Origin of the sequence: Sneathiella sp. P13V-1 (assembly GCF_015143595.1) — a bacterium.
Classification (GTDB): Bacteria; Pseudomonadota; Alphaproteobacteria; order Sneathiellales; family Sneathiellaceae; genus Sneathiella.
In genome coordinates, this window is the sequence record NZ_WYEU01000002.1 from 1,176,190 (window position 1) to 1,200,860 (window position 24,671).

28 protein-coding genes are annotated in these 24,671 nt (G+C 45.9%); 18 read left to right on the plus strand and 10 right to left on the minus strand.

The genetic code is table 11. The features are described 5' to 3' along the window. Positions 1-36: 36 nt before the first annotated feature. The 6 genes from scpB to GUA87_RS12615 are packed head-to-tail and all read right to left on the minus strand — an operon-like array spanning position 37 to position 5,168. Complete coding sequence (scpB, locus tag GUA87_RS12590; protein WP_193716889.1) at positions 37-636, minus strand: SMC-Scp complex subunit ScpB; 600 nt, start codon at positions 634-636, stop codon at positions 37-39. A gap of 4 nt (positions 637-640) precedes the next feature. Continuing rightward, positions 641-1,447: a ScpA family protein gene (locus tag GUA87_RS12595; RefSeq protein ID WP_321575913.1), complete on the minus strand. Its 807-nt coding sequence runs from the start codon at positions 1,445-1,447 to the stop codon at positions 641-643. A 38-nt stretch (positions 1,448-1,485) separates the two neighbouring features. Continuing rightward, positions 1,486-2,163, minus strand: coding sequence for a site-2 protease family protein (locus GUA87_RS12600; RefSeq protein ID WP_193716890.1), 678 nt, complete (start codon positions 2,161-2,163; stop codon positions 1,486-1,488). Positions 2,164-2,171: 8 nt separating this feature from the next. Next, complete coding sequence (gene nagZ / locus GUA87_RS12605; protein ID WP_193716891.1) at positions 2,172-3,218, minus strand: beta-N-acetylhexosaminidase; 1,047 nt, start codon at positions 3,216-3,218, stop codon at positions 2,172-2,174. After that, a complete protein-coding gene (locus GUA87_RS18235; RefSeq protein WP_193716892.1) occupies positions 3,205-4,170 on the minus strand; it encodes an SPOR domain-containing protein in 966 nt (321 codons plus the stop codon). Before GUA87_RS18235 ends, nagZ begins: the two co-directional genes overlap by 14 nt. Next, entirely contained in the window at positions 4,170-5,168 is a 999-nt protein-coding gene (locus GUA87_RS12615; protein ID WP_193716893.1) for a hypothetical protein, read from the minus strand. Before GUA87_RS12615 ends, GUA87_RS18235 begins: the two co-directional genes overlap by 1 nt. Positions 5,169-5,272: 104 nt before the next feature. Between GUA87_RS12615 and erpA the strand changes: the two genes are divergently transcribed. The 5 genes from erpA to GUA87_RS12640 all read left to right on the plus strand — a co-directional run bounded on the left by erpA (position 5,273) and on the right by GUA87_RS12640 (position 9,225). Continuing rightward, entirely contained in the window at positions 5,273-5,623 is a 351-nt protein-coding gene (gene erpA / locus GUA87_RS12620) for an iron-sulfur cluster insertion protein ErpA (protein ID WP_227711855.1), read from the plus strand. Positions 5,624-5,637: 14 nt separating this feature from the next. After that, positions 5,638-6,405 (plus strand): exodeoxyribonuclease III, encoded by a 768-nt coding sequence (gene xth / locus GUA87_RS12625; protein WP_193716894.1) that lies wholly within the window; start codon positions 5,638-5,640, stop codon positions 6,403-6,405. 111 nt (positions 6,406-6,516) lie between these two features. Next, positions 6,517-8,166 carry a PAS-domain containing protein gene (locus GUA87_RS18240; protein WP_193716895.1) on the plus strand — a complete coding sequence of 550 codons (1,650 nt, stop codon included), beginning with the start codon at positions 6,517-6,519 and terminating at the stop codon, positions 8,164-8,166. Between the two features lie 58 nt (positions 8,167-8,224). Continuing rightward, positions 8,225-8,737, plus strand: a complete 513-nt coding sequence (locus GUA87_RS12635) for a PAS domain-containing protein (RefSeq protein WP_193716896.1) — start codon at positions 8,225-8,227, stop codon at positions 8,735-8,737. A gap of 125 nt (positions 8,738-8,862) precedes the next feature. Then, complete coding sequence (locus GUA87_RS12640; protein ID WP_193716897.1) at positions 8,863-9,225, plus strand: MmcQ/YjbR family DNA-binding protein; 363 nt, start codon at positions 8,863-8,865, stop codon at positions 9,223-9,225. A 2-nt stretch (positions 9,226-9,227) separates the two neighbouring features. Here GUA87_RS12640 and GUA87_RS12645 read toward each other — a convergent pair whose 3' ends face one another. Both GUA87_RS12645 and GUA87_RS12650 read right to left on the minus strand, forming a co-directional pair. Beyond that, positions 9,228-9,626, minus strand: coding sequence for a gamma-glutamylcyclotransferase (locus GUA87_RS12645; protein ID WP_227711975.1), 399 nt, complete (start codon positions 9,624-9,626; stop codon positions 9,228-9,230). 30 nt (positions 9,627-9,656) lie between these two features. Further along, positions 9,657-10,436: a DUF169 domain-containing protein gene (locus GUA87_RS12650; RefSeq protein WP_193716899.1), complete on the minus strand. Its 780-nt coding sequence runs from the start codon at positions 10,434-10,436 to the stop codon at positions 9,657-9,659. A 233-nt stretch (positions 10,437-10,669) separates the two neighbouring features. On the opposite strand from GUA87_RS12650, the gene GUA87_RS12655 reads away from it, so the two are divergent. From GUA87_RS12655 to GUA87_RS12690, 8 genes are read left to right on the plus strand one after another with little or no spacing between them, the layout of a single operon-like run. Further along, a complete protein-coding gene (locus GUA87_RS12655) occupies positions 10,670-11,137 on the plus strand; it encodes an SUF system Fe-S cluster assembly regulator (protein WP_193716900.1) in 468 nt (155 codons plus the stop codon). A 3-nt stretch (positions 11,138-11,140) separates the two neighbouring features. Further along, the gene (gene sufB / locus GUA87_RS12660; RefSeq protein WP_193716901.1) at positions 11,141-12,610 is read left to right on the plus strand and encodes a Fe-S cluster assembly protein SufB; all 1,470 of its coding nucleotides are present in this window, start codon (positions 11,141-11,143) and stop codon (positions 12,608-12,610) included. Positions 12,611-12,655: 45 nt separating this feature from the next. Continuing rightward, entirely contained in the window at positions 12,656-13,396 is a 741-nt protein-coding gene (gene sufC / locus GUA87_RS12665) for a Fe-S cluster assembly ATPase SufC (protein WP_415774798.1), read from the plus strand. Positions 13,397-13,435: 39 nt separating this feature from the next. After that, on the plus strand, positions 13,436-14,710 hold the full coding sequence (gene sufD / locus GUA87_RS12670) for a Fe-S cluster assembly protein SufD (protein ID WP_193716903.1): 1,275 nt from the start codon (positions 13,436-13,438) through the stop codon (positions 14,708-14,710). Between the two features lie 9 nt (positions 14,711-14,719). Next, positions 14,720-15,952: an aminotransferase class V-fold PLP-dependent enzyme gene (locus tag GUA87_RS12675; RefSeq protein WP_193716904.1), complete on the plus strand. Its 1,233-nt coding sequence runs from the start codon at positions 14,720-14,722 to the stop codon at positions 15,950-15,952. Further along, positions 15,952-16,407: a Fe-S cluster assembly sulfur transfer protein SufU gene (gene sufU / locus GUA87_RS12680; protein WP_227711856.1), complete on the plus strand. Its 456-nt coding sequence runs from the start codon at positions 15,952-15,954 to the stop codon at positions 16,405-16,407. The genes GUA87_RS12675 and sufU overlap by 1 nt, the downstream gene beginning before the upstream one ends. 5 nt (positions 16,408-16,412) lie before the next feature. Then, entirely contained in the window at positions 16,413-16,778 is a 366-nt protein-coding gene (locus GUA87_RS12685) for an SUF system Fe-S cluster assembly protein (protein WP_193716905.1), read from the plus strand. A 12-nt stretch (positions 16,779-16,790) separates the two neighbouring features. Then, positions 16,791-17,126, plus strand: a complete 336-nt coding sequence (locus tag GUA87_RS12690) for a HesB/IscA family protein (RefSeq protein ID WP_227711857.1) — start codon at positions 16,791-16,793, stop codon at positions 17,124-17,126. Between the two features lie 5 nt (positions 17,127-17,131). On the opposite strand, the gene GUA87_RS12695 is transcribed toward GUA87_RS12690, so the two are convergent. Then, positions 17,132-18,433: a diguanylate cyclase gene (locus tag GUA87_RS12695; protein WP_193716906.1), complete on the minus strand. Its 1,302-nt coding sequence runs from the start codon at positions 18,431-18,433 to the stop codon at positions 17,132-17,134. A 164-nt stretch (positions 18,434-18,597) separates the two neighbouring features. Here GUA87_RS12695 and GUA87_RS12700 point away from each other — a divergent pair, with 164 nt between their 5' ends. After that, a complete protein-coding gene (locus GUA87_RS12700) occupies positions 18,598-19,740 on the plus strand; it encodes an acyl-CoA dehydrogenase family protein (RefSeq protein ID WP_193716907.1) in 1,143 nt (380 codons plus the stop codon). 81 nt (positions 19,741-19,821) lie between these two features. After that, positions 19,822-20,526 (plus strand): pseudouridine synthase, encoded by a 705-nt coding sequence (locus tag GUA87_RS12705; RefSeq protein WP_193717057.1) that lies wholly within the window; start codon positions 19,822-19,824, stop codon positions 20,524-20,526. Here GUA87_RS12705 and GUA87_RS12710 read toward each other — a convergent pair. Then, positions 20,513-21,412 carry a GGDEF domain-containing protein gene (locus GUA87_RS12710; RefSeq protein WP_193716908.1) on the minus strand — a complete coding sequence of 300 codons (900 nt, stop codon included), beginning with the start codon at positions 21,410-21,412 and terminating at the stop codon, positions 20,513-20,515. The genes GUA87_RS12705 and GUA87_RS12710 overlap by 14 nt on opposite strands. 418 nt (positions 21,413-21,830) lie before the next feature. On the opposite strand from GUA87_RS12710, the gene GUA87_RS12715 reads away from it, so the two are divergent. The 3 genes from GUA87_RS12715 to GUA87_RS12725 are packed head-to-tail and all read left to right on the plus strand — an operon-like array spanning position 21,831 to position 24,666. Next, positions 21,831-22,130, plus strand: coding sequence for an STAS domain-containing protein (locus GUA87_RS12715; protein ID WP_193716909.1), 300 nt, complete (start codon positions 21,831-21,833; stop codon positions 22,128-22,130). A 2-nt stretch (positions 22,131-22,132) separates the two neighbouring features. After that, positions 22,133-22,498, plus strand: a complete 366-nt coding sequence (locus tag GUA87_RS12720; RefSeq protein ID WP_193716910.1) for a response regulator — start codon at positions 22,133-22,135, stop codon at positions 22,496-22,498. 26 nt (positions 22,499-22,524) lie between these two features. Continuing rightward, positions 22,525-24,666, plus strand: a complete 2,142-nt coding sequence (locus tag GUA87_RS12725) for a chemotaxis protein CheA (RefSeq protein ID WP_193716911.1) — start codon at positions 22,525-22,527, stop codon at positions 24,664-24,666. Positions 24,667-24,671 lie beyond the last annotated feature (5 nt).

Sequence of the window (24,671 nt, forward strand, 5' to 3'; positions counted from 1 at the left end):
CATGGGCGAAAATGACGCAGATTCATACGTGAACTATTAATCTTCGTTTTCTTCAACATCCAATGGTGTCGCTGCATCTTCTTCGAAAGTATCAAACAAACCTGTAGGTTCAGTATTTAGAAGCCCACTTGCCTTCATCTCATCAAAACCAGGCAAATCACGCACATCATCAAGGCCAAAGTGGATCAAGAACTCTTCTGTTGTTCCGTAGGTGACCGGCTTGCCTGGTGTTCTACGCCGCCCCCGCGGACGGATCCAGCCAGCTTCAAACAAGACGTCCATCACCCCTCGGCTTAGGCCTACGCCCCTGATCTCTTCAATCTCGGTTCTTGTTATGGGTTGGTGATAGGCAACAATCGCAAGGGTCTCCAACGCCGCTCGGCTAAGTTTGCGGCTGGTTTCTTTCTCCTCCTGCAGCAGCCAGGATAAATCCGGCGCTGTCATAAATAGCCATTTCCCTGCCACTTGGGTCAGATTAAACCCTTTATGCTGATATGTTTTCTGAATTTGCTCCAATATTTCAGGAAGTTCCGCATCTTCAGGAACTCTCGCGGCGATGGATTGAATGTCCAGAGGTTCCTTTGCGGCAAACAGCAATGCTTCCACCATTCTCATATGTTCGGGGTTAATACTCATAACTTTAATCCTCCCGATGCCTTGCACGTACCTCAATAGGGCCGAAAGTAGTCGCCTGACGCAACTCCATCTCCCCCTCTTTCACTAACTGAAGGCTTGCAAGCAATGTGGACGCTTGAGCGGACCGAATTGAAAAAGGGTCTTTCAGGTTTGCGGGTAAATATTCCCGAAGGTCCGACCAGTCAGGGATTTTACCCAGCATATTCTCCAACCGCTCCAGCGCAGCTTCAACGGAATAAACAGCAGCCCGCATCAATCGCAGCGGATTTGAGATCCCTTTGCGCTCCTCATGCTGAACGTATGCCTGCAACAGCTCACGAAGGCTGCAATCGTATTTTGAATGACGGACAACGGTCACGCCCTCCGGCATACCCCGCCGAACTCGATCACGCCCTGTCACGATACCATTGATGAGTTTTTCGGCTGCACCTCGCATGGCTTCCAGCTTTCTAAGCTGAAACGCCAATCTATCAGCAAGCTCCTGCCCCGATGGACCTTCAGCCTCTTCTTCAGGGGGAAGCAATAATCTGGATTTCAGATAAGCGAGCCACGCCGCCATAACCAGATAGTCAGCAGCTATTTCGAGGCGAAGTTTTCGAAGCTCCTCGATAAACGCGAGATATTGTTCAGCTAGCTCCAGGATAGAGATTTTTAAAAGGTCTACTTTTTGGTCTCTTGCAAGCACAAGAAGGATGTCCAACGGCCCTTCAAAACCATCAAGATCAACCACCAAGGCATTTTCAGACGGGATTTGAGAAACCTCGCCGGCAAATTCACTCTTCTTATCAAACAGACCTTTTTCTGATGTCACTCCTCGCCCCTTGAGCAGTCAGATTACGTGCCGAAAGCCTAATTCAATCCCGCCATTTTCGCAATGAAAGATACAACAGAGGAAATGGGGCCTTCAAAAAGCCAATCCATAATACTCACGTTATACCCTAGTTGCCGGCCGATCATGGGGATTAGAAAAATTGCAGCGATCAAAATCAAAAATCCATACTTTTCAAGTCTTGCAAGTGGCAGTGCAAGTGCGTTGGGCAAAATACCAACCGCAATACGCCCTCCATCCAATGGTGGGATTGGCAGCAAATTGAAAACACCAAGCACCACATTGAGCAGGATCCCCTTGTAGAAGCACTCAATTGCCCATTGTCCCACCTCGAAGGGGAGCAACGGAATAATGTGCATTGAAAGCGCAAAGAGAAATGCCAGCAGGAAATTCATGGCGGGACCGGCGAGTGCCACCCAAACCATATCTCTTCGAGGCTGATGAAGTCTGCCAAAATTGACGGGAACAGGCTTCGCATATCCAAATAAGAATGGGGCCCCAATCAATAGCAGTGCGCCAGGGATAAAAATTGTTCCCATAGGATCGATGTGCTTAATAGGGTTCAGTGTCACACGTCCTAAAGACTTTGCTGTAGGATCTCCCAGTTTCCATGCCGCGTAAGCATGACCAGCCTCATGCAGTGTGATACCCAAAAGGGCGGGAATGACCCATGTTGACGCGGTATACAAAATTTCCATATTGAGACCTAATCAAGAAGCTCTAGCAGTGAAGCAAGCTCATCTTTTTTCTGAGAGATGTTATTCAGCACAGGAATACTATCCTCATCAGGAAGTTGAGCAGCACCCTGCTTAACGCGATATATAACTTTTTCGCTCATTTGCGGAATAGCAGATGCAATGTCCTTCATTTCGTCCATCTTACCTGAGCAATGAAGAAGAATATCAATGCCCGCATCGAAGGCTCTCACCGCCCTCTCCCTCAAACTTCCCTTGAGGGCATTCATATTCAGATCATCTGATAGCAAAAGACCATCAAAACCGATTTCACCGCGAATAATCTCTTCAATTACTTTTTGAGATTGCGTTGCAGGGTTATCAGGATCGATCTGATCAAAGACAATATGTGCCGTCATCCCCCAAGGCGCCGCCGATAGCGACTTAAATGGCTTAAAATCAGATGCTTTTAGTTCTTCGAGCGTTGCGCTGACCGTAGGTAATTCATGATGGCTATCAACGGTTCCCCGCCCATGCCCGGGAATATGTTTAATAACCGGCATGATGCCATTTTCGACATAGTAATCCATGATAGTTGCAGCCAATTTGACAAGAACATCATTGTCCTGATGCAGCGCGCGGTCGCCTATTACATTGGATGTTTCTGCGCGTGGCAGATCAAGACACGGACTGCAATTCACATTAAATCCGACAGATTTCAGATCATTGATAATCAGTTCAGTTGCTAGAACTGCTGCTCTTTCCGAAATGGCAGGATCTATATCGTAAAGTGCACCAATTTTCCCGAGAGCAGGTGCCTGAAACCAATGGGGCGGACGCATGCGCTGCACCCTACCCCCTTCCTGATCCACAAGAACCGGGGCGTCACTTCGCTCTACGCAACTGCGCAAGTCTGAAATCAACTGTCTAAGTTGATCTGGATTATCAACACTTCGGGCAAACAGAATAAAGCCGAAAGGCTTCTCTGACTGAAAGAACGATTTCTCCTCCGCCGAGAGTTCTGTCCCCGCAACGGAGAAAATGATCGGCTTTACACCTGAAAGATCAGTTTCGTGCAATGAGGCAGTCCTGTTTAACTTTTTTCAGGTTTGTACAAAGCTCATTTGCTCCGCCGCGATCTGCGTATGCACCTGCCTGCAATCTATAGAACATGCCCTTGCCGGAGATTTCGATCGACTGAACTTTGTGCGGTAGCCCTTGAAGCAATGCATCATGTTTCTTTTGCAAGTCCAACCATGCTTTTTCTGCGGCATCAGTGGATCTGAAAGCCCCAAGCTGAACACGGTATGCAGGGCCCTTAATCGCAGGTTCTTTTGGAACTGCGACAGCTACTTTCTTCGCTTCTTTTTCAGCCTCGATTACTTTTTCAACTTTTGTCTCAGAGGTCGGGGTAGAAGAAGATGAAGTACCTGTTACAGCTGTGGCAGTGTCTGTCACTTCTTTGACGACATCTTCCACCTTCTCCTTGGCAGTGGTCGCGACGCTTTCTGTTGCTTTTGCAACTTCGGTTACTTTTTCTTCAACAGCAGAATTTACTTCTTCTGCTTTCTTCTCTACCGATTTTGCAACATCAGCGGCTTTTTCCTCAGCCTTCTTCATAAGATTTTCTGCTTTGCCTACCAACGAAGATGCAGGTTTCTCATCTTCCGAAATCTCAACAGGTGCAGGATCTTTCACCGGTGTTTCCGGAGCCTTCATCAGTTTTTCAACCTTCTCTTCTTCTTTTTCAGCATTGAGAACGTTAAAAACCTTTTTATCCTGATGAGGGATTTCCATACCGCCGGGATCTTCAGGCTTTTCCTTTACCGGGCTTGTGTCAGCCTTAATAATGGGCGGGGCAAGCTGTACGCCTTTTTTGACACCTTGGTCATAAGCATACCAAATCCCGATACCAAACCCGGCAACAATTAAGACCGCCAGTCCCGCGCCAAGCAGTTTCCAGCGATTTACAGTCGGCACATATTCATCTTCGAAGAAATCGCCATCATCAAATTCCTGATTATCACTCACTAAATGAACTCCTCGCCCCTGTCGTAGCCCAAAATCTCCAGACCGCCAATTAGCAATGATCTCAAAGATTTAAACAATTGTCTTCGCAACAAACCATGTTCCTCATCTAGGAGATACTCCGAAGATTCCGGTCGTTGGGTTTTGTATATTTCAAAAAATAGCAGGCTTGCCCGTTGCAGGAAACCCGTCAAATTAACCATGTCTTTCTCAGTGAAGCATTTTTCTGCGGCGATAGGCCAGGAAACAAGATGCTGGCAAAGCGCCTTCTCTTCCTCAAATAGCAACGCACCACTTGAGGCTTTTTGCACCACGCCGCCCAGATGGAGCACACCTTCCGCTTCTGCTTTGTTCAATAAGCGCTTAATCGTGGCTTCCGCATAGGGAAGCGAAAAAACCGGATTTTCATAGGACCGGTCCAGCGCTTTTACTGAGCTAAAATGGATTGCAAATTCATCATTATTGGAAAGTAAGGCAATTTTGAGGGACTGTTCTCCGCATTTGGATATGGCAGCATCACTTCTAAACCCCTTTAGCTCGCTCGCCTGATCTGCCACTGCAGTAACTTTGACCCCAAGAATTTTACCAAGCTGTTCGAGGGCTTCCCCATTCCACCGGCTTTTTAAAGACAATAAATCCTCTTTGGAGCTTGCAACACAAAGAGAAACATTATCTGTTGTTATTAAATCCTGGCCATAATGCAGACCATTTTTTTCGATACTCTCCAATTCCCCACTCCAGAAAGAGGGTCGAAAATGAATATTGAGATCAAGACTGCTTGACACCTCAATTTTTTGCACTTCTGATATTTCTTCCAGGCGCTTAATCAGATCTTCTGCTTTAGAGACATTATGTGGAAGAAGTTGCAACACATTGCTGCATACATCTCCCCACTTAAGATCTCGCGGCGTGCGGAGTTTTAATTGGTCCGGATCCCCTCCGTTTTCTTGCAAAAACTCAGATAATAAATTGCGAAGCCGGTCTGCAGTTTGGGTTTTCATTCTTGATCTTAAAATCCGCACCAATTGACAAAAGACGTGATGATAAATACATCATTACTACATATGGTGTTCCGAAACAGTTTTATTTTGATGGATGGGTTTAAATGACATTGCAGATGACAGAAGAGACACCGGTTAAATTGACCGACTCAGCTGCTGATCGGATCAATGCGATCGTCGATGAGCTCAAAAGTGAGAAAAAAATGCTGCGTGTTGCCGTAAACGGTGGTGGCTGCTCTGGTTTTCAATACAGTTTTGATCTGGAAGACACTCAAAATCCAGATGACCTAGTGGTGGAAAATAAAGGAGCGACTCTGCTGGTTGACAACATCTCCCTTATGTATCTCGCTGGATCAGAGGTAGATTATGTGAGCGACCTGATTGGCAGTGCTTTCCAGATTAAGAACCCAAATGCCACGGCATCCTGCTCTTGTGGCTCCTCCTTCTCCATTTAGGGAACGAAATTCACATGAAAATTGCAAGCTGGAATGTGAATTCCGTGAAAGCCCGCCTGCCTATCCTGCTGGATTACTTAACGACAACTCAAATTGACGTGCTTTGCTTGCAAGAGCTCAAATGTATTGACGAGAATTTCCCTCGCGAAGAGGTAGAAGCCCTTGGGTATAATGTCGAAACCCATGGGCAAAAAACATATAACGGTGTTGCTATCCTTTCTAAGCACCCCATTGAAGATGTGATGCGCCGTCTTCCGGGGGATGATGCAGATGAACAAGCCCGCTATATTGAAGCCACTATTAAAGGCGTCCGTGTTGCATCAATTTACCTTCCAAATGGCAATCCAATTAACACTGAGAAATTCCCCTACAAGTTAGGTTGGATGGAACGCCTGTTTGATCGCGCGACCCATCTTCTTTCGCAACAAAAACCTGTGGTTCTGGCGGGAGACTACAATGTTATCCCTCAGGATGAGGATTGCTATGATGTAAAGGCATGGGAAGGTGATGCCCTGACCCAGCCTGAAAGCCGTCAAGCGTTTCGAAAAATTCTGAATGCCGGATATGCGGACGCGTATCGAACCTTTACGCCCGAAGTAAACTACACTTATTGGGATTACCAGCGTGGTGCCTGGCAAAAAGACAATGGCATTCGCATCGATCACCTATTGCTATCTCCACAAGCGATGGACTGCTTGACCGAAGTTGGCATCGACAAGAAGCCACGTGGTATGGAAAAACCTTCTGATCACACCCCAATCTGGGTGAACCTCTCAGATTAAATAATAATCACTTTAGTAATTCATTAGCTTTTCCTAGGTATTTTGCGCTGCTAAGCAAAGTACAAGGTGGATGTATGTATCGTCGATTATTGTCTTTGGGATGGGGGATAAGTGATAAACAAGCCGCTAAATATCAACAGCTTAACTGCAAGCTGTTTCGATTATCTTGACCAAGGCATCAGCGTGACTGATGCTGAGTTCAAACTTGTTTTCTGCAACAAGCAATTCATGGAAATTCTTGAACTACCGGAAGAAATGTTCCTGTCAGGCGATACCACACTTGAAGATGTGTTTCGGTATAACGCATTGCGCGGTGAATATGGTGAAGGTAATATCGAAGATCAGGTAAAAGAGCGATTAGACCTTGCGCGATTGCGCAAAGCCCACTCATTTGAACGCATTCGCCCAGACGGAACCGTCATCAAGGTAGTAGGCAACCCTCTTCCCGATGGTGGATTTGTCACCACTTATACCGACGTAACTGACAACTACAATGATCGCCACGCCTTGGAGATTGCAAATCGATTGCTGGATGAGCGAGTACGGCAAAGAACTGAAGAGCTTAACAATAGCAAACAAGAGCTTTCAGACAAAGCGATGACTCTAGAAATGGTAATGGCTAACGTTACTTCGGGATTGGCGTTATTCGACAAGGATCACAAACTATCTGTGTGGAATGATCAGTTCTTTGACATGACTGATTTCCCTTCCTATTTAAGCATTAAGGGCACCCCAGCGCGAGAGTTTATACAGTTTGATGTAGACAAGTATCAATATGGATTGAACGCGACCATCGATACGACTGACAAGATCCTTGAACATTTTGATACAGATATACATCTGCAATTTATGCACCATCGTAAAAACGGGCGCATCTTTGACATTCACTATTTGCCAATCGCCGCAGGTGTTCTGGTTTCTTTGACAGATATTACAGACCAGAAAAAGGCGGAGGACTTTCTGCGCCGTAACAACGAAATTCTGGAAGAGCACGTTCAGGAAAGAACGGCTGCTTTGCAAACTGCAAAAGAGCAGGCAGAAAATGCCAGTGCATCAAAATCTGCATTCCTTGCAAATATGAGCCATGAACTTCGGACACCTCTCAACGCCATTATTGGCTTTTCCGAACTGCTAATGATGAATGACTATGAGTTGATCAATAAAGAAAAGCGCCACGAATATTCTGAAGGTATCAATTCCGCAGGTGTCCATCTTCTGCAGGTGATCAACGACATTCTTGACGTTGCAAAGATTGAGGCCAATCAGGTTAACCTGATGGACCAGGAACTGGAACTTCATTCCCTCCTTGAAAGCTGTAAGCAATTGGTAAGTGTCGCTGCTGAAAAGAGGAACCTTTCCGTAACCACGATAATGCAGGAAGGTCTGCCCTATATACTGGGTGATCCGACTCGCTTGAAACAGATCATTGTAAACTTACTATCCAATGCCGTTAAGTTCACTGACCCCGGTGGTGAAGTTAAGATCGATGTGGGCAGGTGTGATCGCGGCGGTGTCCGAATTAGCGTTATTGATAGCGGTATCGGTATTGCTAAGGAAAATATCGCCCATGTCCTGACACAGTTTGGGCAAATCCATTCTGCATATAACCGCGAACATCAAGGAACTGGTTTGGGCCTTAGCCTGGTACGATTATTGACCGAAGCGCATGATGGTTTTTTCAAACTGGAAAGCGAATTAGGCGTTGGAACGCGCGCGCATGTTCACCTTCCGGCTGAACGGCTATGTATACAACAGGCTTGATTTAAACATTAGAAATTTAATATCCTAAGCTTGTGTGTCTGGTGTAGAGATTTGAGTTATGTTGCATTTCAAAGGGTTCGAAAATTCGTCATCTCTGATTAAGGAGGGATATGCGTATTGGAAGTCTAAATGCACCAATAATCAAATCCCAAGCTGGTCAGATATAAATCCTTCGGAAATTAAGGCCCTGCTGCCGAATGTGGTCATTATTCACGTAAGCCATGAACCACTTGATTTTGTGGAGAGAATTACCGGCGACGCGATCCTTTCCCGTAGCGCTCAAAACAGTATGGGAAAAAGCTGGCGCGAATATGAAGGCCGCGGCCCTGACAGCCAGATCTGGAAAGTTATGGAAGAGGTAATCAACTTGGAACAACCAAGTTTCCATAGTATTCCGTATGTAGGTCCCCATCAGGAATTTATGAAAGTTGATACTGTCGCCTGCCCCCTAGGAGGTAAAGATGGTCAAATCACGCGACTTTTGGTCTTTGTAGATTATTTACCAACAGACGATTCTGACGATATTTCCAAATTTTTTGTTCCTGAATCAACCAAACGTTTTACTATTTAATTTTCTATTCCACCCCAAATCACGACATTCAGTAGAATTAGTATGATCAGCGGTTGATTTCGCTCCCACGTACAAGTTTAATCTAGGAACTCAACTCCTCAACAAAAAAGCTCGATTTTCCAGAAATGACACGTGAAGAATTTAACGCTTTTTGCGACCAACTAACCGCAACAACAAATGTTGTTCAGTGGGGAAACTCAAGCGTATGGAAGGTGGGCGGAAAAATCTTCGCTATCTGTACCACATGGTCTGATGACCGAAGCGATTGCATATCGTTCAAATGCAGTGATTTATCTTTTAGTATATTGACTGAACAGGACGGCATTATCCCTGCCCCTTATCTCGCCCGTGCCAAATGGGTTCAGCTAGAAACTCCTACTGCCCTGAAAGATGAAGATATCAGAGATTATGTTCGTGAAGCCCACCGTATAATTTCTGGAAAACTTACAAAAAAGCAGCAGAAAGAGCTTGGCCTGTTAAGTGCTTAACCTCAACGTTTACGCGCCAAATAGTCTATATAATCACCCTCAGGAATAAATGTGGCATCCGACACATCTCTATTGTAAATGTAAACCCATGCCTTCCCCTTACCGCCATTAGGAAAATAAACATCCAGAGCTTCGCGGATGTATAGATGTGGTTTGGGAAAATCGTCTGAGCATTCCTCGTAATAATCAAACTCAGAGAGAACTTTCCGCTCGTCTTTCAACAGAAACAGCTGTCCAAACACTTTTCCTGTATACTCATCACCCGTTATGACACCGGGATATGTCCCAAGATCGTACAGACTGCCGTGAATGTAGGCCTCACCAATAAGGTCGCAATACTCGTCGATTATGTGTGCCATTGGTGAGGTCGAGTCTTTTCTCAATGTCCCATACACAAACATTACATTACTGGGCAATTCAGGATCCTTTGTTTATTTCTTGCCATAGCTGAAACCTAACCCTGCTCTTGCATCATTCTGAACCCCATAAGGTGGGATCGGATAACGCAGGCCATTGGCGCTCAGCTTTGCAAGTCCTTCAATGGTCTTGGGAAGAAATGCTGGCGGAATAGCCATCAGTAACTCATCCTCCATAACCCCTCCATAACGTCTTTCAGCGAAACAAGGAAGAGACAAACTAGGCTGACCTGTGGAGAGAGCCCTTCCCCAACTATCGGCACAGGAACTTTCTCCAACGACGGAGAAATCAAATTTCTTAAATCCAGCCCATTGAAGCCCATTGATAAACAATATCATCTGCGCTGGTGTCATATAGAGCAGGCAAATATCAGGCGGATCCAGGCGTCCAGTAGCCAACGGAGAAACAGCCATCGCTTTATATTGCCCATAAGGAACAACTGACATTTCTTCCTGATGCTTTTTTGTATCCTCTGGTGTTTCCCACCAGACGCCAACATAACGTTCGCCTTTTTGCCATTCTTCATCTTGAGGATGCAGGCCAAGAACCGCACCACATTGAGAACCGACAAAATCTTCTGCGGTTGCGCCAACAGTCCATCCCAAGCGGCACGCCTGCCCCACGATCTGATCCGCCGTATGAATATCTGAGGGCCGTCGAATTTTTGGAATGGCTTCCATTTCTTCTACTGTTTCAAACAGTTTCATGCCAATGGGTGTTGCGCGTACCCGCAAATACTTATTCAGTCCATCCAAGATCGCTTCCCAGTCGTAATGACCTTCCAAAATGCTCATGCCCCGCTCCCTAGCTTTGTTATTCTCATTGATCAGCGTTTCGCTGCTTGGGTATGTCTCACATTGTACTTTTCTTTTTAAGAGGCGCCAGTCCTATAAAAAAATACAATCAGATACACCAATTGGCATATTCGCTGTTGCAGCAATTTAGTGGAGTTTGTATATACAAGACCAAATTTGTCTGTTATAAATTCTTGAAATCAGACTGAATTAGTACGATATAAATTGTCATCATGTTTAAAATCAGCAAAATGACAGATTATGGCGTTGTTATTATGAGTGAAATGGCCAGAATACCGGGCCGCACCATGACCGCACCTGATCTGTCCCTACATACCGGCTTGACTGTCCCGACCGCAGCGAAAATCCTGCGCCTCTTGGCAAAAGGAGATTTGCTGACGTCCATTCGTGGTGCGCACGGCGGTTACCGACTGGAAAGAGACCCGGGTGAGATTGTTATCGCTGAAGTTATTCGCGTTCTGGAAGGCCCCGTCGCGGTGACCTCCTGCGTAGATGACAGCCATGAAGACTGCTCTGTTGAAACCTGCTGCCCGATGAAGGGTGGATGGGAGAAAATCAATCGAGCAATTAATCTGGCACTGGAAGAAGTAACCTTAGCGGATATGCTTCAAAGTGTACCTGCAACCGGAACGCCATCTCCGATTGTTGCTGGTAATGAAGAACATATAGTAGCGGAGTAGAAAATGGCCGTTCAGCAGGAAACCATTAATCAGGTCAATTCCGTTTCGGAAAAATACAAATACGGTTTTGTCAGTGATATTGAATCTGAAACCGCCCCTATTGGCCTAAGCGAAGATATTGTTCGCTTTATATCCGCCAAGAAGGAAGAGCCTGAATGGCTTTTGGAATGGCGTCTGAAGGCGTATCGTTATTGGCTTAAAATGGAAGAACCCGATTGGGCCAAAGTGAATTATCCTAAGATCGATTATCAGGATATCTATTACTATTCTGCTCCAAAGGTGAAGGAAAAACTGAAAAGCCTGGATGAAGTCGACCCTGAAATTTTGGAGGTCTATAACAAGTTAGGCATTCCTTTGAAAGAACAGGAAGTTCTAGCCGGCGTTGAAGGCGCAGCAAACGTTGCTGTGGACGCCGTTTTTGACAGTGTCTCTGTTGCGACTACATTCCGTGAGCGCCTTGAAAAAGAAGGAGTGATTTTTTGTCCGATTTCAGAGGCCGTCAAGAACCACCCTGAATTGGTGAAGAAATATCTAGGGTCTGTAGTCCCTTATACAGATAACTTCTTTGGCGCCCTCAATAGCGCCGTCTTCACAGATGGCTCATTCGTTTACATTCCAAAGGGTGTTCGTTGCCCAATGGAGCTGAGCACCTATTTCCGCATCAATGCGGCGCAAACAGGGCAGTTTGAACGCACATTGATCATCGCTGACGATGAAAGTTATGTTAGCTATCTGGAAGGCTGCACGGCACCAATGCGTGATGAGAACCAACTTCATGCTGCCGTCGTTGAACTTGTCGTTCTGGATAATGCTGAAATCAAATACTCAACCGTTCAAAACTGGTATCCCGGTGATGAAAATGGTGTTGGTGGTATTTATAACTTCGTGACAAAACGTGCTGCCTGCCGCGGCATTAATTCGAAGGTTTCATGGACGCAAGTTGAAACAGGGTCTGCGGTAACATGGAAGTATCCTTCCTGCATTCTGCAGGGTGATAATTCTGTTGGTGAGTTTTATTCCATCGCCATTACCAACAACCTGCAGCAGGCCGATACCGGCACCAAAATGATCCACTTGGGCAAAAACACCTCAAGTACGATCATTTCAAAAGGTATTTCCGCCGGTAAAGCGCAAAGCACCTATCGTGGTTTGGTTCGTATGGGACGCAAAGCCGATAATGCGCGTAACCATACCGTTTGTGACAGCCTGCTGATTGGTGACAAGTGTGGTGCGCATACAGTTCCGTATATCGAGAACCAAAATCGCAGTGCCAAAATTGAACATGAGGCAACGACCTCTAAAGTAAGTGAAGAGCAACTGTTCTATTGTCAGCAACGGGGACTTTCCGAAGAAGAAAGCATGGCGCTGATCGTGAACGGTTTCTGTAAGGAAGTCTTGCAGAAACTCCCAATGGAATTTGCTGTTGAAGCCCAGAAACTGGTAGGGATCAGTTTGGAAGGCAGCGTCGGGTAACGCTTAAGCAGCTACAGTATTATTTAAGACAAGAGCTAGACAATGTTGGAAATCAAAAACCTTCACGCCACAGTTGGCGGCAAGGAAATTCTAAAAGGGATTAACCTGACAATTAACCCAGGTGAAATCCACGCGATTATGGGACCAAACGGTGCCGGTAAAAGCACGCTGTCTTATGTGCTGTCGGGCCGTGATGGATATGAAGTGACCGAAGGGTCCGTCACTTATAAAGGCGAAGATCTGCTAGAGATGGATCCGGATGAGCGTGCCAATGACGGGATTTTTCTGGCCTTCCAATATCCTGTTGAAATTCCAGGTGTTGCGTCAGCGACTTTCCTGAAAACAGCCTTGAATGCAAAACGCAAATATCAGGGTAAAGAAGAACTGGACGCAATGCAGTTCCTGAAACTGGTTCGCGAAAAAACCAAGGAACTTGGCATTAAAGATGACATGCTGAAACGTGCGGTCAATGTGGGCTTCTCTGGCGGTGAGAAGAAACGGAATGAAGTCTTGCAGATGTCTCTGCTTGAGCCAGATCTGATGCTTCTGGATGAGACGGATTCCGGTCTTGATATTGATGCCTTGAAGGTCGCTGCGGAAGGTGTGAACCGCCTTCGCAGCCCAGAGCGATCTGCGTTGGTAATCACGCATTATCAGCGCCTATTAGACTATATCGTTCCTGATTTTGTCCACGTATTGGCTGATGGTAAGATCGTTAAGTCCGGTGATAAAAATCTGGCACTTGAGCTTGAGGAGAAGGGTTACGCAGAAATCAGTGCAGCATAGCACCGAGCCATTTCTGCCCCTCTTAATGAAGGAATTAAGATGAATTCTCTCTCTCCCCTCGCCCAGCATTATGTAGAAGGCTTTGAGCAGGCCCTGGAAAACCTTCCGGGTGCGGATGACCGCAGCATTTCAACACTGCGCAAAGCCGGTATTGATAAATTCTCAGTATTGGATTTTCCGACCAAACGAATTGAAGAGTGGCGGTTTACAAATCTTGCCCGCCTCACCAAGGGCGGACCCGAAGAAGATCAACCATCAACACCGAGCCTGCAGCAGGACAGCTTTGATGCAGCTTATGAAATGGTGTTTGTAAATGGCCACTTCTCTCTAGAAAAAAGCAATTTGGATAGTCTTCCTGAAGGTGTTCATCTCGCTCCGCTTTCACAAGCGCTTGGAAATGGTGCCGTTTTCTTTCTGGACGAGGCTGAAAACCGCTCTCTGATGGCGCTGAATACAGCGTATATGCAAGATGGTGCGTGCCTGTATGTTGATGAAAATGTGAGTGTTCCCGGCATTCTGAAAATTCGCTATGAAACTGATGGCGATGAAGGGGAAAATATTCACCTTAGAAATCGAATTTCCATGTCTTCAGGTGCTGAGCTTACCATTCTGGAAGAATTTGAGGGGCACGGCACATATTTCATGAACCCGGTCACTTTGCTGTCTCTCGAAGAGGGAGCAAAGCTGAACCACTATCGTTTTCAAAATGAAAGCCAGTCAGCCTTCCACGTTTCCCTAACGGATGGTGAGATTGCAAAAGGTGCGGAATATAAAAACTTTACGCTCTCTGTTGGCGCTCGCCTTAGTCGCAATGAGCTCAAAACAAGCATTCTTGGCGAAGAGGCCTTGAGTAAACTGGACGGCGCCTATCTGATTGATGGACATCAGCATTGCGACACAACAACCCTTACTGAGCATAAGCATGCCGGTAATGTCAGCGAACAGGTTTACAAGGGTGTTTTGGCAGGCAAATCCCATGGCGTTTTCCAGGGAAAAATCCATATCTTCCCCGATGCACAGCAAGTAAACGGGGATCAATTGAGTAAAGCATTGCTTTTATCTGATGACGCACAGATTGACTGCAAGCCTGAGCTTGAGATTTATGCAGATGACGTAAAATGTAGCCATGGCGCCACATCAGGTGAATTGGATGATGACGCCCTCTTTTACATGCAAGCCCGCGGTATTCCAACGGACGAAGCCCGGAAAATGCTCGTCGGAGCTTTTCTCGGTGACGTGTTGGAAGAAATTGGCAACGACACAATCAAAGAGTATTTCACCAAACTAAGTACAGCCTGGCTGGAGCGGGTATAAGGTGCTGGAATGAGCGAGCTGATGACATTCGACGTAGAAAAAATTCGCAGCGATTTTCCTATCTTCAAGGAAAAGATCCATGGCAAGCGCCTGACATTTTTGGATAGCGGTGCCTCCGCCCAGAAGCCACAGGCCGTTCTGGATGCCGTCCAAAGCGCCTATAGCAAAACCTATGCAAATGTTCACCGCGGCGTTCACTATCTCAGCCAAAAGTCGACGGAACTGTATGAAGGAGCCCGTGAGACAGTTCGCGCGCATCTGAATGCTGAAAGCGTGGATGAGATCATCTTCACCAAAAGCACAACAGAAGCAATTAATCTGGCAGCTCAGTCATTTGGCCTAATGGCCCTGAAGCCTGGCGATGAGATCTTGCTTTCTTATCTGGAACATCATTCCAACATCGTTCCTTGGCAGTTGATTGCTGAACGTACTGGTGCGACTGTGAAAGCGGTTCCCATCAATGAAGCTGGTGAGCTTTTGATGGACGAGTATGACAAGCTCCTGACAGACAAGACAAAAATTGTTGCGATCACCCACGTCTCTAACGCCATTGGCACCGTTACACCGGTTAAAGAGATTATTTCCAGGGCTCATGATAAAGGCATCCCAGTTCTGATTGATGGGTCGCAAGCTGTTCCACATATGAAAGTGGACGTGAGAGATCTAGACGCTGATTTCTATGTCTTCACAGGCCACAAAATTTTTGCGCCTACAGGTATTGGTGTTCTGTATGGCAAAAATGAATGGCTTGAAAAAATGCCGCCCTATCAAGGTGGCGGAGACATGATCAATCGCGTCACGTTTGACAAAACCACATACGCCACTGGCCACAGCAAATTTGAAGCGGGCACCCCACCGATTGTTCAGGCCATCGGCCTTGGTGCGGCCATTGACTATGTGAACAGTATTGGATTTGATGACATCGGCGCACACGAACAGTCCTTGCTGGCATACGCAACTGAAGAAGTTCGTAAATTGAACAATGTTCGCATCTTGGGTGAAGCCTCGCATAAGGCAGCGATCGTCTCCTTTACAATGGATGGTATTCATCCGCATGATATTGGAACCATCATTGATCAAGCTGGCGTAGCCGTTCGGGTGGGGCATCACTGTGCCCAGCCATTGATGGATTTTTACGATGTCCCTTCAACTGTTCGCGCTTCTTTTGCCATGTATAATAACAAAGAAGATGTGGACGCACTGGTGGATGCCATTCAAATGGTTCAGAGGTTCTTTGCCTAATGATGGATGATTTGAAGGAACTGTATCAGGAAGTTATCCTGGATCACTCCAAAAGTCCCCGGAATTTTGGAGTGATAAACCCACATGGCCATGAAGGTCATGGGCACAATCCACTGTGCGGTGATACGGTAACCCTCTACACAAACATCGACGAAAACGGCATAATCATTGACATTTCTTTTGAAGGAAAAGGATGTGCGATTTCAATAGCTTCCGCCTCACTGCTAACACAACTTGTTAAAGGCAAAACCGTCCAGGAAGCAGAGAAGCTATTTGAAAAATTTCACACCATGCTGACCGAAGATGGTAAGGAGCCAGCGAGTATTCCAGAAGAATTACGTGTATTGGCCGGCGTTAAACAATTTCCCATGCGCGTCAAATGCGCAACGCTTTCCTGGCACGCCTTGAAAGAGGCAATGCCAGCGAAAAAAAATCTTGTAACAGAACAAGAGTAGTCAACATGACAGTATCTGAAATTGATCGCCCCGTAGCGACAGGCCCGTATCAGGAAGGCACTTGCACCTCTTCATTTGAAGGGGCTGTGATCGATGCCTTGAGAACAGTGTTTGATCCGGAAATTCCGGTTAGCATCTATGACCTTGGACTGATTTATGTAATTGATATCAAGGACAATGGGCATACATATATAGGGATGACCCTGACAGCACCGGGATGCCCGGTTGCTGGAGAAATTCCAGGATGGGTGCGCGATGCCGTCATTCAGGTTGAAGGGATTGATGAGGTGGAGGTTGAGATCCTTTGGGATCCGCCTTGGACACCTGAGAATATGTCTGAAGCTGCCAAACTTGACCTAGGTATGTTTTAAGGGTGATGGAAAATGAGTGAAAACACGGTTATGACATTAACGGACAAAGCCGCCGCGCGCCTTAAGTCCCTCCTTTCAAGTTCCGATAACGCTATTGGGCTTCGCATTGGTATCACCAATACAGGCTGCAACGGCCTCAGCTACACTATGGATTACGCCAGTGATCAACGGGACGATGACATTATCGTAGAGAAAGACGATGTCAGACTTCTGATAAATGCTGATGCGCTTGAATATGTGGAAGGGACCGAGATGGATTGGGAAGAAAAAGGTCTCGAGTCTCGCTTTACTTTCGAAAATCCAAACGAAAAAGGCCGCTGTGGTTGCGGCTCTTCTTTCCACGTTTAGAGTAATTAATCGGCGAAAATCACCCGATCTCGCCCCTGCTCTTTCGCTTGATAAAGCGCACGATCAGATGTTGTCAGCATGTGGTCAATACCTTTGGAAATATTAGATGTCACCCCAATACTGGCGGTGACATTTATTTTTTCGCCATTGAACACAAACTCTTCCTCTGAAATAGCGTTGCGTAACTTGTCAAAAAACTGTTCCCTGAATTCTGGGTCCAGATCAACCGCGACGAGACAAAATTCCTCCCCTCCCACGCGCGCTAACAAATCTGATTTTCGAACACTGTTAAAGAGTTTATTTGAAATCCTGGTTAGGACTTGATCTCCCGCGTCGTGTCCGTATGTGTCGTTGATCCGTTTAAAGTGATCAATATCCAAGGTTGCCAAGCTCACAGGAATGGATTGTTTGCTAGCCGTATTTAAAAGAATGGGTCCCTGCTCGTGGAAATAACGACGGTTCCAAAGGCGTGTCAGTGGGTCTGTTGTTGCACTCACTGAAAGCTCGTTCAGCATATCCATTTTGTCCATGCACATGGAGACACGCGTTGTAAATTCTTCTTCACTTAGGGGTTTATGCAAAAAGTCATCGGCCCCATATCGCATAAAGTTGACAGCAAGTTTCGCTTCACTATCCGAAGACATCCCAATAATGGTGAGGTCTTTGGGATTACGGATCCCTCGCAACTTCTGAACAAGTTCATAACCGTTCATTTTTGGCATATGATAATCCGTAATCACCAATCTAATCTGAGGATCTTCTGCAACCATTTCTATGGCTTGCCCACCATGCGTTGCTTCTTCCACGGAAAATAGTTGATGTTCCAGAATTTTGCGCATTTGGAACCTAAAAGAACTGCTATCATCAACGACCAGCGCTTTAACACGCCTGTTTTGATCAAGTCTTTTGATAAGTTTGCTCACCAACCCCAAATTGGAAAGACTTTCCTTGATGATATAATCCGTCACTCCAATCGACTTGTATTCAGTGATTTTCTCTTCGTCCGAAGAACCGGTAAAAACAATTGTTGGAATGTCATTTTCGCGCGCGTACCTGACACCTTTTCCCTCTTCCACATCAGGCAAAACAAGGTTTGAAAGTGTCAGGAAATATTCCTCTTTATGTTCACCGACGAGACGTTCCAGGTCGGCAAATGTATATGCCAGATCAATTTCACCCTCAAAAGTCTGGCGAACTTCATTCATAATCAGGCTGGCATAGAACAGAGAGTTTTCAATAATCAGGATCCTATTTTTTTCAGACCAATTTTGATCAGGCTGAAAATCTCCGGCCACAGTCTCCAACATTTATGTCACTCTCCAACAAGAAACGGTTAAGGTACACCACCTTAATATTAGAATATTGTTAATTTTGCATTATTCAATTTTGATTTTAATGAGCTTGCTTATTATTTAATCAAAGGATACCGTTGATTGACCCCAACAAAGAACAAAAATCAGGGTGGATTTTAATGAAACGCACCATTTTTAATGAAGAGCACGACATCTTTCGCGCCTCTGCTAGAAAATTTGCAGAAACAAGAATTGCTCCTTTTCATGACCAGTGGGAAAAGGATGGGCAAGTCCCGAGGGAAATCTGGAAGGAAGCCGGCGAAAATGGCTTTCTTTGCTGCACTGTTCCTGAAGAATATGGAGGTCCTGGTGTAGACTTTCTCTTTAGTGCGATCTTCTGTGAGGAAATTGCGCGAGTTGGCGCAACCGGCCCTGCTTTCCATCTTCATTCAGAAATTGTCGCGCCCTACCTTATCCACTACGGTACTGAGGAGCAGAAAACCAAGTGGTTGCCCAAGCTCGTTAGCGGCGATGTCATTTCAGCTGTTGCCATGACGGAGCCCGGTGCAGGTTCAGATTTACAAAGTATCAAAACCACAGCCATTTCCGATGGTGATGACTATGTTATCAACGGCCAGAAAGTATTTATCAGTAATGGTCAGTTGGCAGATCTTGTCGTTGTTGCCTGTAAGACGGATCCATCCGCCGCTGGTAAGGGCGTCAGCCTTATTCTAGTGGAAGGGGACCGAGAAGGCTTTGATCGAGGACGAAATCTTGAGAAAGTGGGTTACAAAGCTCAGGACACTTCCGAGTTATTCTTCAATAATGTTCGTGTTCCAAAATCAAACCTCCTAGGTGTGGAAGGGCGCGGATTTAAGCAACTTATGGAACAACTTGCGCAGGAGCGTCTGGTAATTGCCCTGCGCTCCGTCGCCGTTATCGAGGCGGCACTTGAATGGACTGTGGAATACACAACGGGCCGCAACGCTTTCGGCAAAAAGATTTCAGACTTTCAAAACACCCGTTTCAAATTGGCAGAGGTTAAATCCCAAGCCGTCATGCTGCGAGCCTTCGTCGACAGATGTCTTGCGGATCATTTGAAAGGCGAATTGGACGCGACCACTGCTGCCATTGCCAAACTCCAAACCACTGATCAGCTCTGTCAAATTCTGGATGAATGCGTTCAGTTGCATGGTGGGTATGGTTATATGTGGGAATATCCCATCGGCAGGGCATGGGCAGACAATAGAATGACCCGCATTGCTGGTGGTTCCTCGGAAATCATGAAACAAATCATTTCAAATGAATTGTTAGGCCGCTAGGAGTTCGCAAATTTAATTTCAGTCTGGCACTGCTCATTTTAAGGCACTATAAGGGTGACAAATGAGAGTGTCCGACCTGAAATGAACCCATATAATCCTCCCAAAACGCCAAACCTTGAAATCTTTTACAAAGATCAGGCAATACTGCTTGCCATCAAGCCCTCAGGATTGCTCACGGTACCAGGACGGGAGGCCCACAAAAAAGATTGCCTGATCAACAGAATTACCCCTCATTTTCCAACGGCCACAATTGTGCACCGCCTGGATCTTGAAACGTCAGGACTTGTCGTGATTGCATTGAACAAAGTAAGTCAAAGCAGCCTTGGGCGTTCTTTTCAACAGCGCAAAGTCGAAAAACGGTATTTGGCATGGGTGGATGGAAACCCCATCAACGACGGCGGTACCATAGACATCCCGCTTTTCCCCGATTGGCCCAACCGTCCGTTGCAGAAAATTGATTATGAAAACGGCAAAGCCGCCCTCACCCATTGGAAAGTTCTTGAGCGGCGCGAAGATCGGGCATTGGTGATGTTAATGCCGGTTACAGGTCGTTCTCATCAGTTACGGGTCCATATGAAGGCTCTGGGTCACACTATCCTTGGTGACCCATTATACGCTGATGAACGGGTACGCGGAATGGCAGATCGTTTAATGCTTCATGCCGGTTACTTGGCATTCCCTCACCCAGATACAGATGAGATGATTTCCTTCAGCCTGCCTCCAGCGACTAAACCGGCAGCAGAAGCAAATGCAAACATCGGCAATTTTTTTGCTACAGAATGGTAATCTGATTTGCGCCTTTTTCCCTTGATGTGAAGAGAGCCAATTCAGCTTTGTTCAACATGGCCTCGATATCATCTCCAACATCACGGGTCCCACCGATTGACGCTTTGATATCAAGCGTTACAAGCCCTGCTTTCAAATCACTTGAAAGAAAAGACAATAATATATCGTCCAGATAGGTCTCCATATAGGAGGGACGCATATTTACTGTTACGACCCCAAAAGAACGCCCGCTATATCTGCAGGCGTAATCTGTGGTCCTCAGACGATTGACAATAACCTCTGCCAACCTTTTGAGGACCTGATCACCCACCTTCTGACCAAAACGGCGGTTAATCCCGTCAAGACGTTCTACCGAAATCAATGAAAAACTGAGAGAAAGCTGTTGCCTTATAGCACTGGAATAGGCTGGCATCACACGTTCGATAAAGGACTGGCGGCTGAGAAGAGAGGTGAGCGGATCTTTATCAGACAAAGTAGCGGTTGTTCGAAACAAGAGTGCGCGGCTATTCAGTGCTTGCAGCCTGCACCGGAGTATTTCGGCACTAAATGGCGGCACCAAAAAATCCGCTTGCCCTGACGCGAAAAGAAACCGATATGTCTCTAGCTGGGTTTCCTGAACGAGCAGAAGAACTTGCAACCTTTCATTTTCGGCTAACATCCTAATTAGCGTTTCAATTATTTCTTTTTTTGAATTTGAAAGATCTACAATCAATAGCTGGTTGCCGGAATTTTTTAGATCAAGGCTTTCCAAAGCACTATCAGAAGGTAATGTTGCAGCTACTTTCACTGTGTTATTGATTTGATCACATATTTCTTGGGAGCCGGTAAGGTCAAGGCTCGCCAGATAGATTTTGTCAAAAACCAGATTTTCATGCCAGTTAGTCATCTTTGAACCAACACCTTTTAGTGAATGAATTTTTGAGTTGAACGGAGCAAATGCCGCTGTAACGTCTCGTTAAATATTTCTCACTTCTCCGTTTTTAAACTTTCTCGCTTCTCCTTATGGTAGAAGTGCGTCAGATCATCAATTGCAATAATAATATTTTACTAATCTTGCACTTTACCTATTTGTCATATTAGTAGGGCGCAAAACTCAAGTCTCACCCTCACAATTACTGAGATTTTTTCTTACGCAAAACAGTTGAACGTGCGGTAATTACATTGTTTATATATAACCTAATCGTGCATAAGCAAATATGATTAACTCTAAATTAGTATATTTGAACTTATCTTAAAAATAGTTCAAAAAAAAGTTGCTTTCTCCGTTGTTTGATACCTCCTGAAAACAGAGAGAAAATGGGTACATGGGCACAAAAAATACTGATGCGGGTACAAATTTAATTCTGCCAGAAATTCTCAATCTTGGCGTAGCAGAAGAATTAAGAGAACAATTTGTAGGCACCATCGTCCCTCATGATGATCTTACGATTGATGCGGGCAAGGTGGAAACGATCACAACCCCCTGCCTTCAGGTCCTGATCGCCGCCGGACTATTTGTTGAAAATGATGGCGGTTCCGTTCGAATTACCAATCCCACCGAACCATTCACTCTCGCCTTTTTAGATTTGGGATTAAACGACATTTTCGAAAAATGGAGTAGCTAGAGATGGCTAAAAAAATTCTCGCAGTTGATGATTCCAAGACCATGCGTGACATGGTCAGCTTCACGTTAAAAGGCGCCGGATATGAAGTTGTTGAGGCCGAAGACGGTCTTGTCGCATTGGATACGATTGGCTCAAACAGCGTTGATCTTGTCATTACAGACATAAACATGCCCAACATGGATGGTATTGGCCTGGTAAAAGCCTTAAGGCAAAACCCAATCCATAGCTCTACCCCTATTCTTGTTCTCACAACAGAAAGTGATGACAACAAGAAAAATGAAGGACGTGCAGCCGGTGCTACCGGATGGATAGTGAAACCGTTTGAACCTGAGAAGTTACTGAAAGTTGTGCAGAAAGTGTGCGGATAGTCAGGACATAAAAAAGGGTTCTTCAAATGGATGATTTTGACCAATTTAAGGTGACCTATTTCGCTGAATGCTCTGAGCTGCTTTCGGATGTGGAAACTCAATTATCTGAACTGAGTTCAGGTTCGAGCGATCCTGAGGTATTGCACGCAATCTTTCGCGCTGTACATACAATTAAAGCAGGAGCTGGCGCATTTAAGTTCACTCAACTCGCAGAGTTCTCCCACGAGTTTGAGGCGCTGCTTGACCGCATGAGAACTGGAAAAATTGCAGTTACAGAAGATGGGGTCAGCCTCTTGTTTCGCGCAGCAGACATTCTGGCCGCCATGGTTGAGTCGGCAGAAAATGAAGAAACCTTATCTGAAGACTTCGGACGTCAGGTGCTAGATGAAATCCTTAAAATTGTAAAAGGAGGTGCTGCACCACAGCCATCTACACCAAGTCCCACCGAAACTGCGGATGAGCCCGAAGACAAACCAGAAGGCAAAACCGCTTACAAAATCATTTTCGCCCCAAAAGCGGAATTGTTTAAACATGCAAATGAACCACTGCTCATCGTCCGTGAACTCAAAACACTAGGGACACTAACATCAACTGCCAGCCTTGAAAAACTCCCTGCCTTAAAGGCCATGGACGGTGAAGAAGCCTATATTTCCTGGATTTTCCACCTGACAACTGAGGCCTCATTAGATGACGTTGAGGAAGTGTTCGAGTTTGTTACGGAAGACTGCGACCTATCTATTGAAGCCGTTGAAGCTGATCTTGAGGAACAGACTTCAGTCGAAGATGAAAAACAAACCGATCAGCAACCTGAGAAAGTATCTTCACAACAAAACACTCCTACAGCAACCGTACCTGCCGCAAGCAAGGGCGCTGCAAAAGTATCTTCCATTCGTGTGGATCTGGATCGCATTGATCGCCTTGTAAACATGGTAGGCGAGCTCGTTATCACTCAGTCAATGCTTTCTCAGCAGACCAACGATCTACCTACAGAGAAAATGCCCAACATGATCAGAGGGCTGGAAGAACTTGCGCTGCATACACGTGAATTGCAGGAAAGCGTAATGGCAATTCGGATGCAGCCAGTGAAATCTGTTTTCTCAAGAATACCAAGGTTGGTTCGCGATCTTTCAAACAAGTTAAACAAGAAAGTCGTCCTGAATACTGTTGGAGAAAACACGGAAGTCGACAAAACCGTTATCGAAGAGATTAGCGACCCCATTACTCATATGATCCGCAATTCTTTGGATCATGGCTTGGAAGGTCCCGAAGAGAGGGTAAAAGCCGGAAAACCCGAAACAGGGGTAATTACCTTATCTGCAGAACACCGCGGGGGCCGAATTGTCATAACTATTGCTGACGATGGGCGCGGCATTAACAGAAAAGCCGTGCTCAGCCGCGCTCTCGAACGCGGGCTCATCTCCGAAGGGGCGCAACTGTCTGATGATGAAATCGACAATATGATATTCGCGCCGGGTTTCTCTACCGCCGAACAGGTAACTGACATTTCTGGTCGCGGTGTTGGCATGGATGTTGTCAGGCGGAACATTCAAGCCCTTGGCGGTCGTGTCTCCATTCAGTCAACACCTGGTCAAGGCTCTCGGTTCACCATGACACTACCCCTTACACTGGCGGTTATGGATGGCATGATTGTTGAAGCTGGCGGTGAAAAATACGTCATCCCTATTCCGAATATAGTAGAAAGTTTGCGTCCAGAACGCGATGCTCTGAAACGTCTGCCAAATGGCCAAAAGCTGGTGCGCATTAGAGGACATTATATCCCGTTATGCCCCCTATATCAGGTCTTCAATATTCCCAACGCGCGGAAAGACCCAGCTAAGGCGCTTGTGGTTCTTGTCGAGAGTGAAGAATTTGGCACTGTCGGAATTGTGGTTGATCAACTAATAGGCCAGCAGCAAGTTGTGATTAAAAGCCTTGAGAACAATTACAGGCCCGTCAACGGTATTTCCGCGGCAACGATCCTTGGGAACGGTAAGGTTGCCCCAATTCTTGATATCGAAGCCGTCTATCGTATAGCCCAATCAAGCACCTCTTTCGCTCATGACGAAGAAGAACACGTCTTCTCAGAATTGGATGAGCAACATCATGGCATTGAGCAAGTTGTACAGGCAACTGACAATGCAACCTTAGAACAACCAACTGCAGGATAATTAAT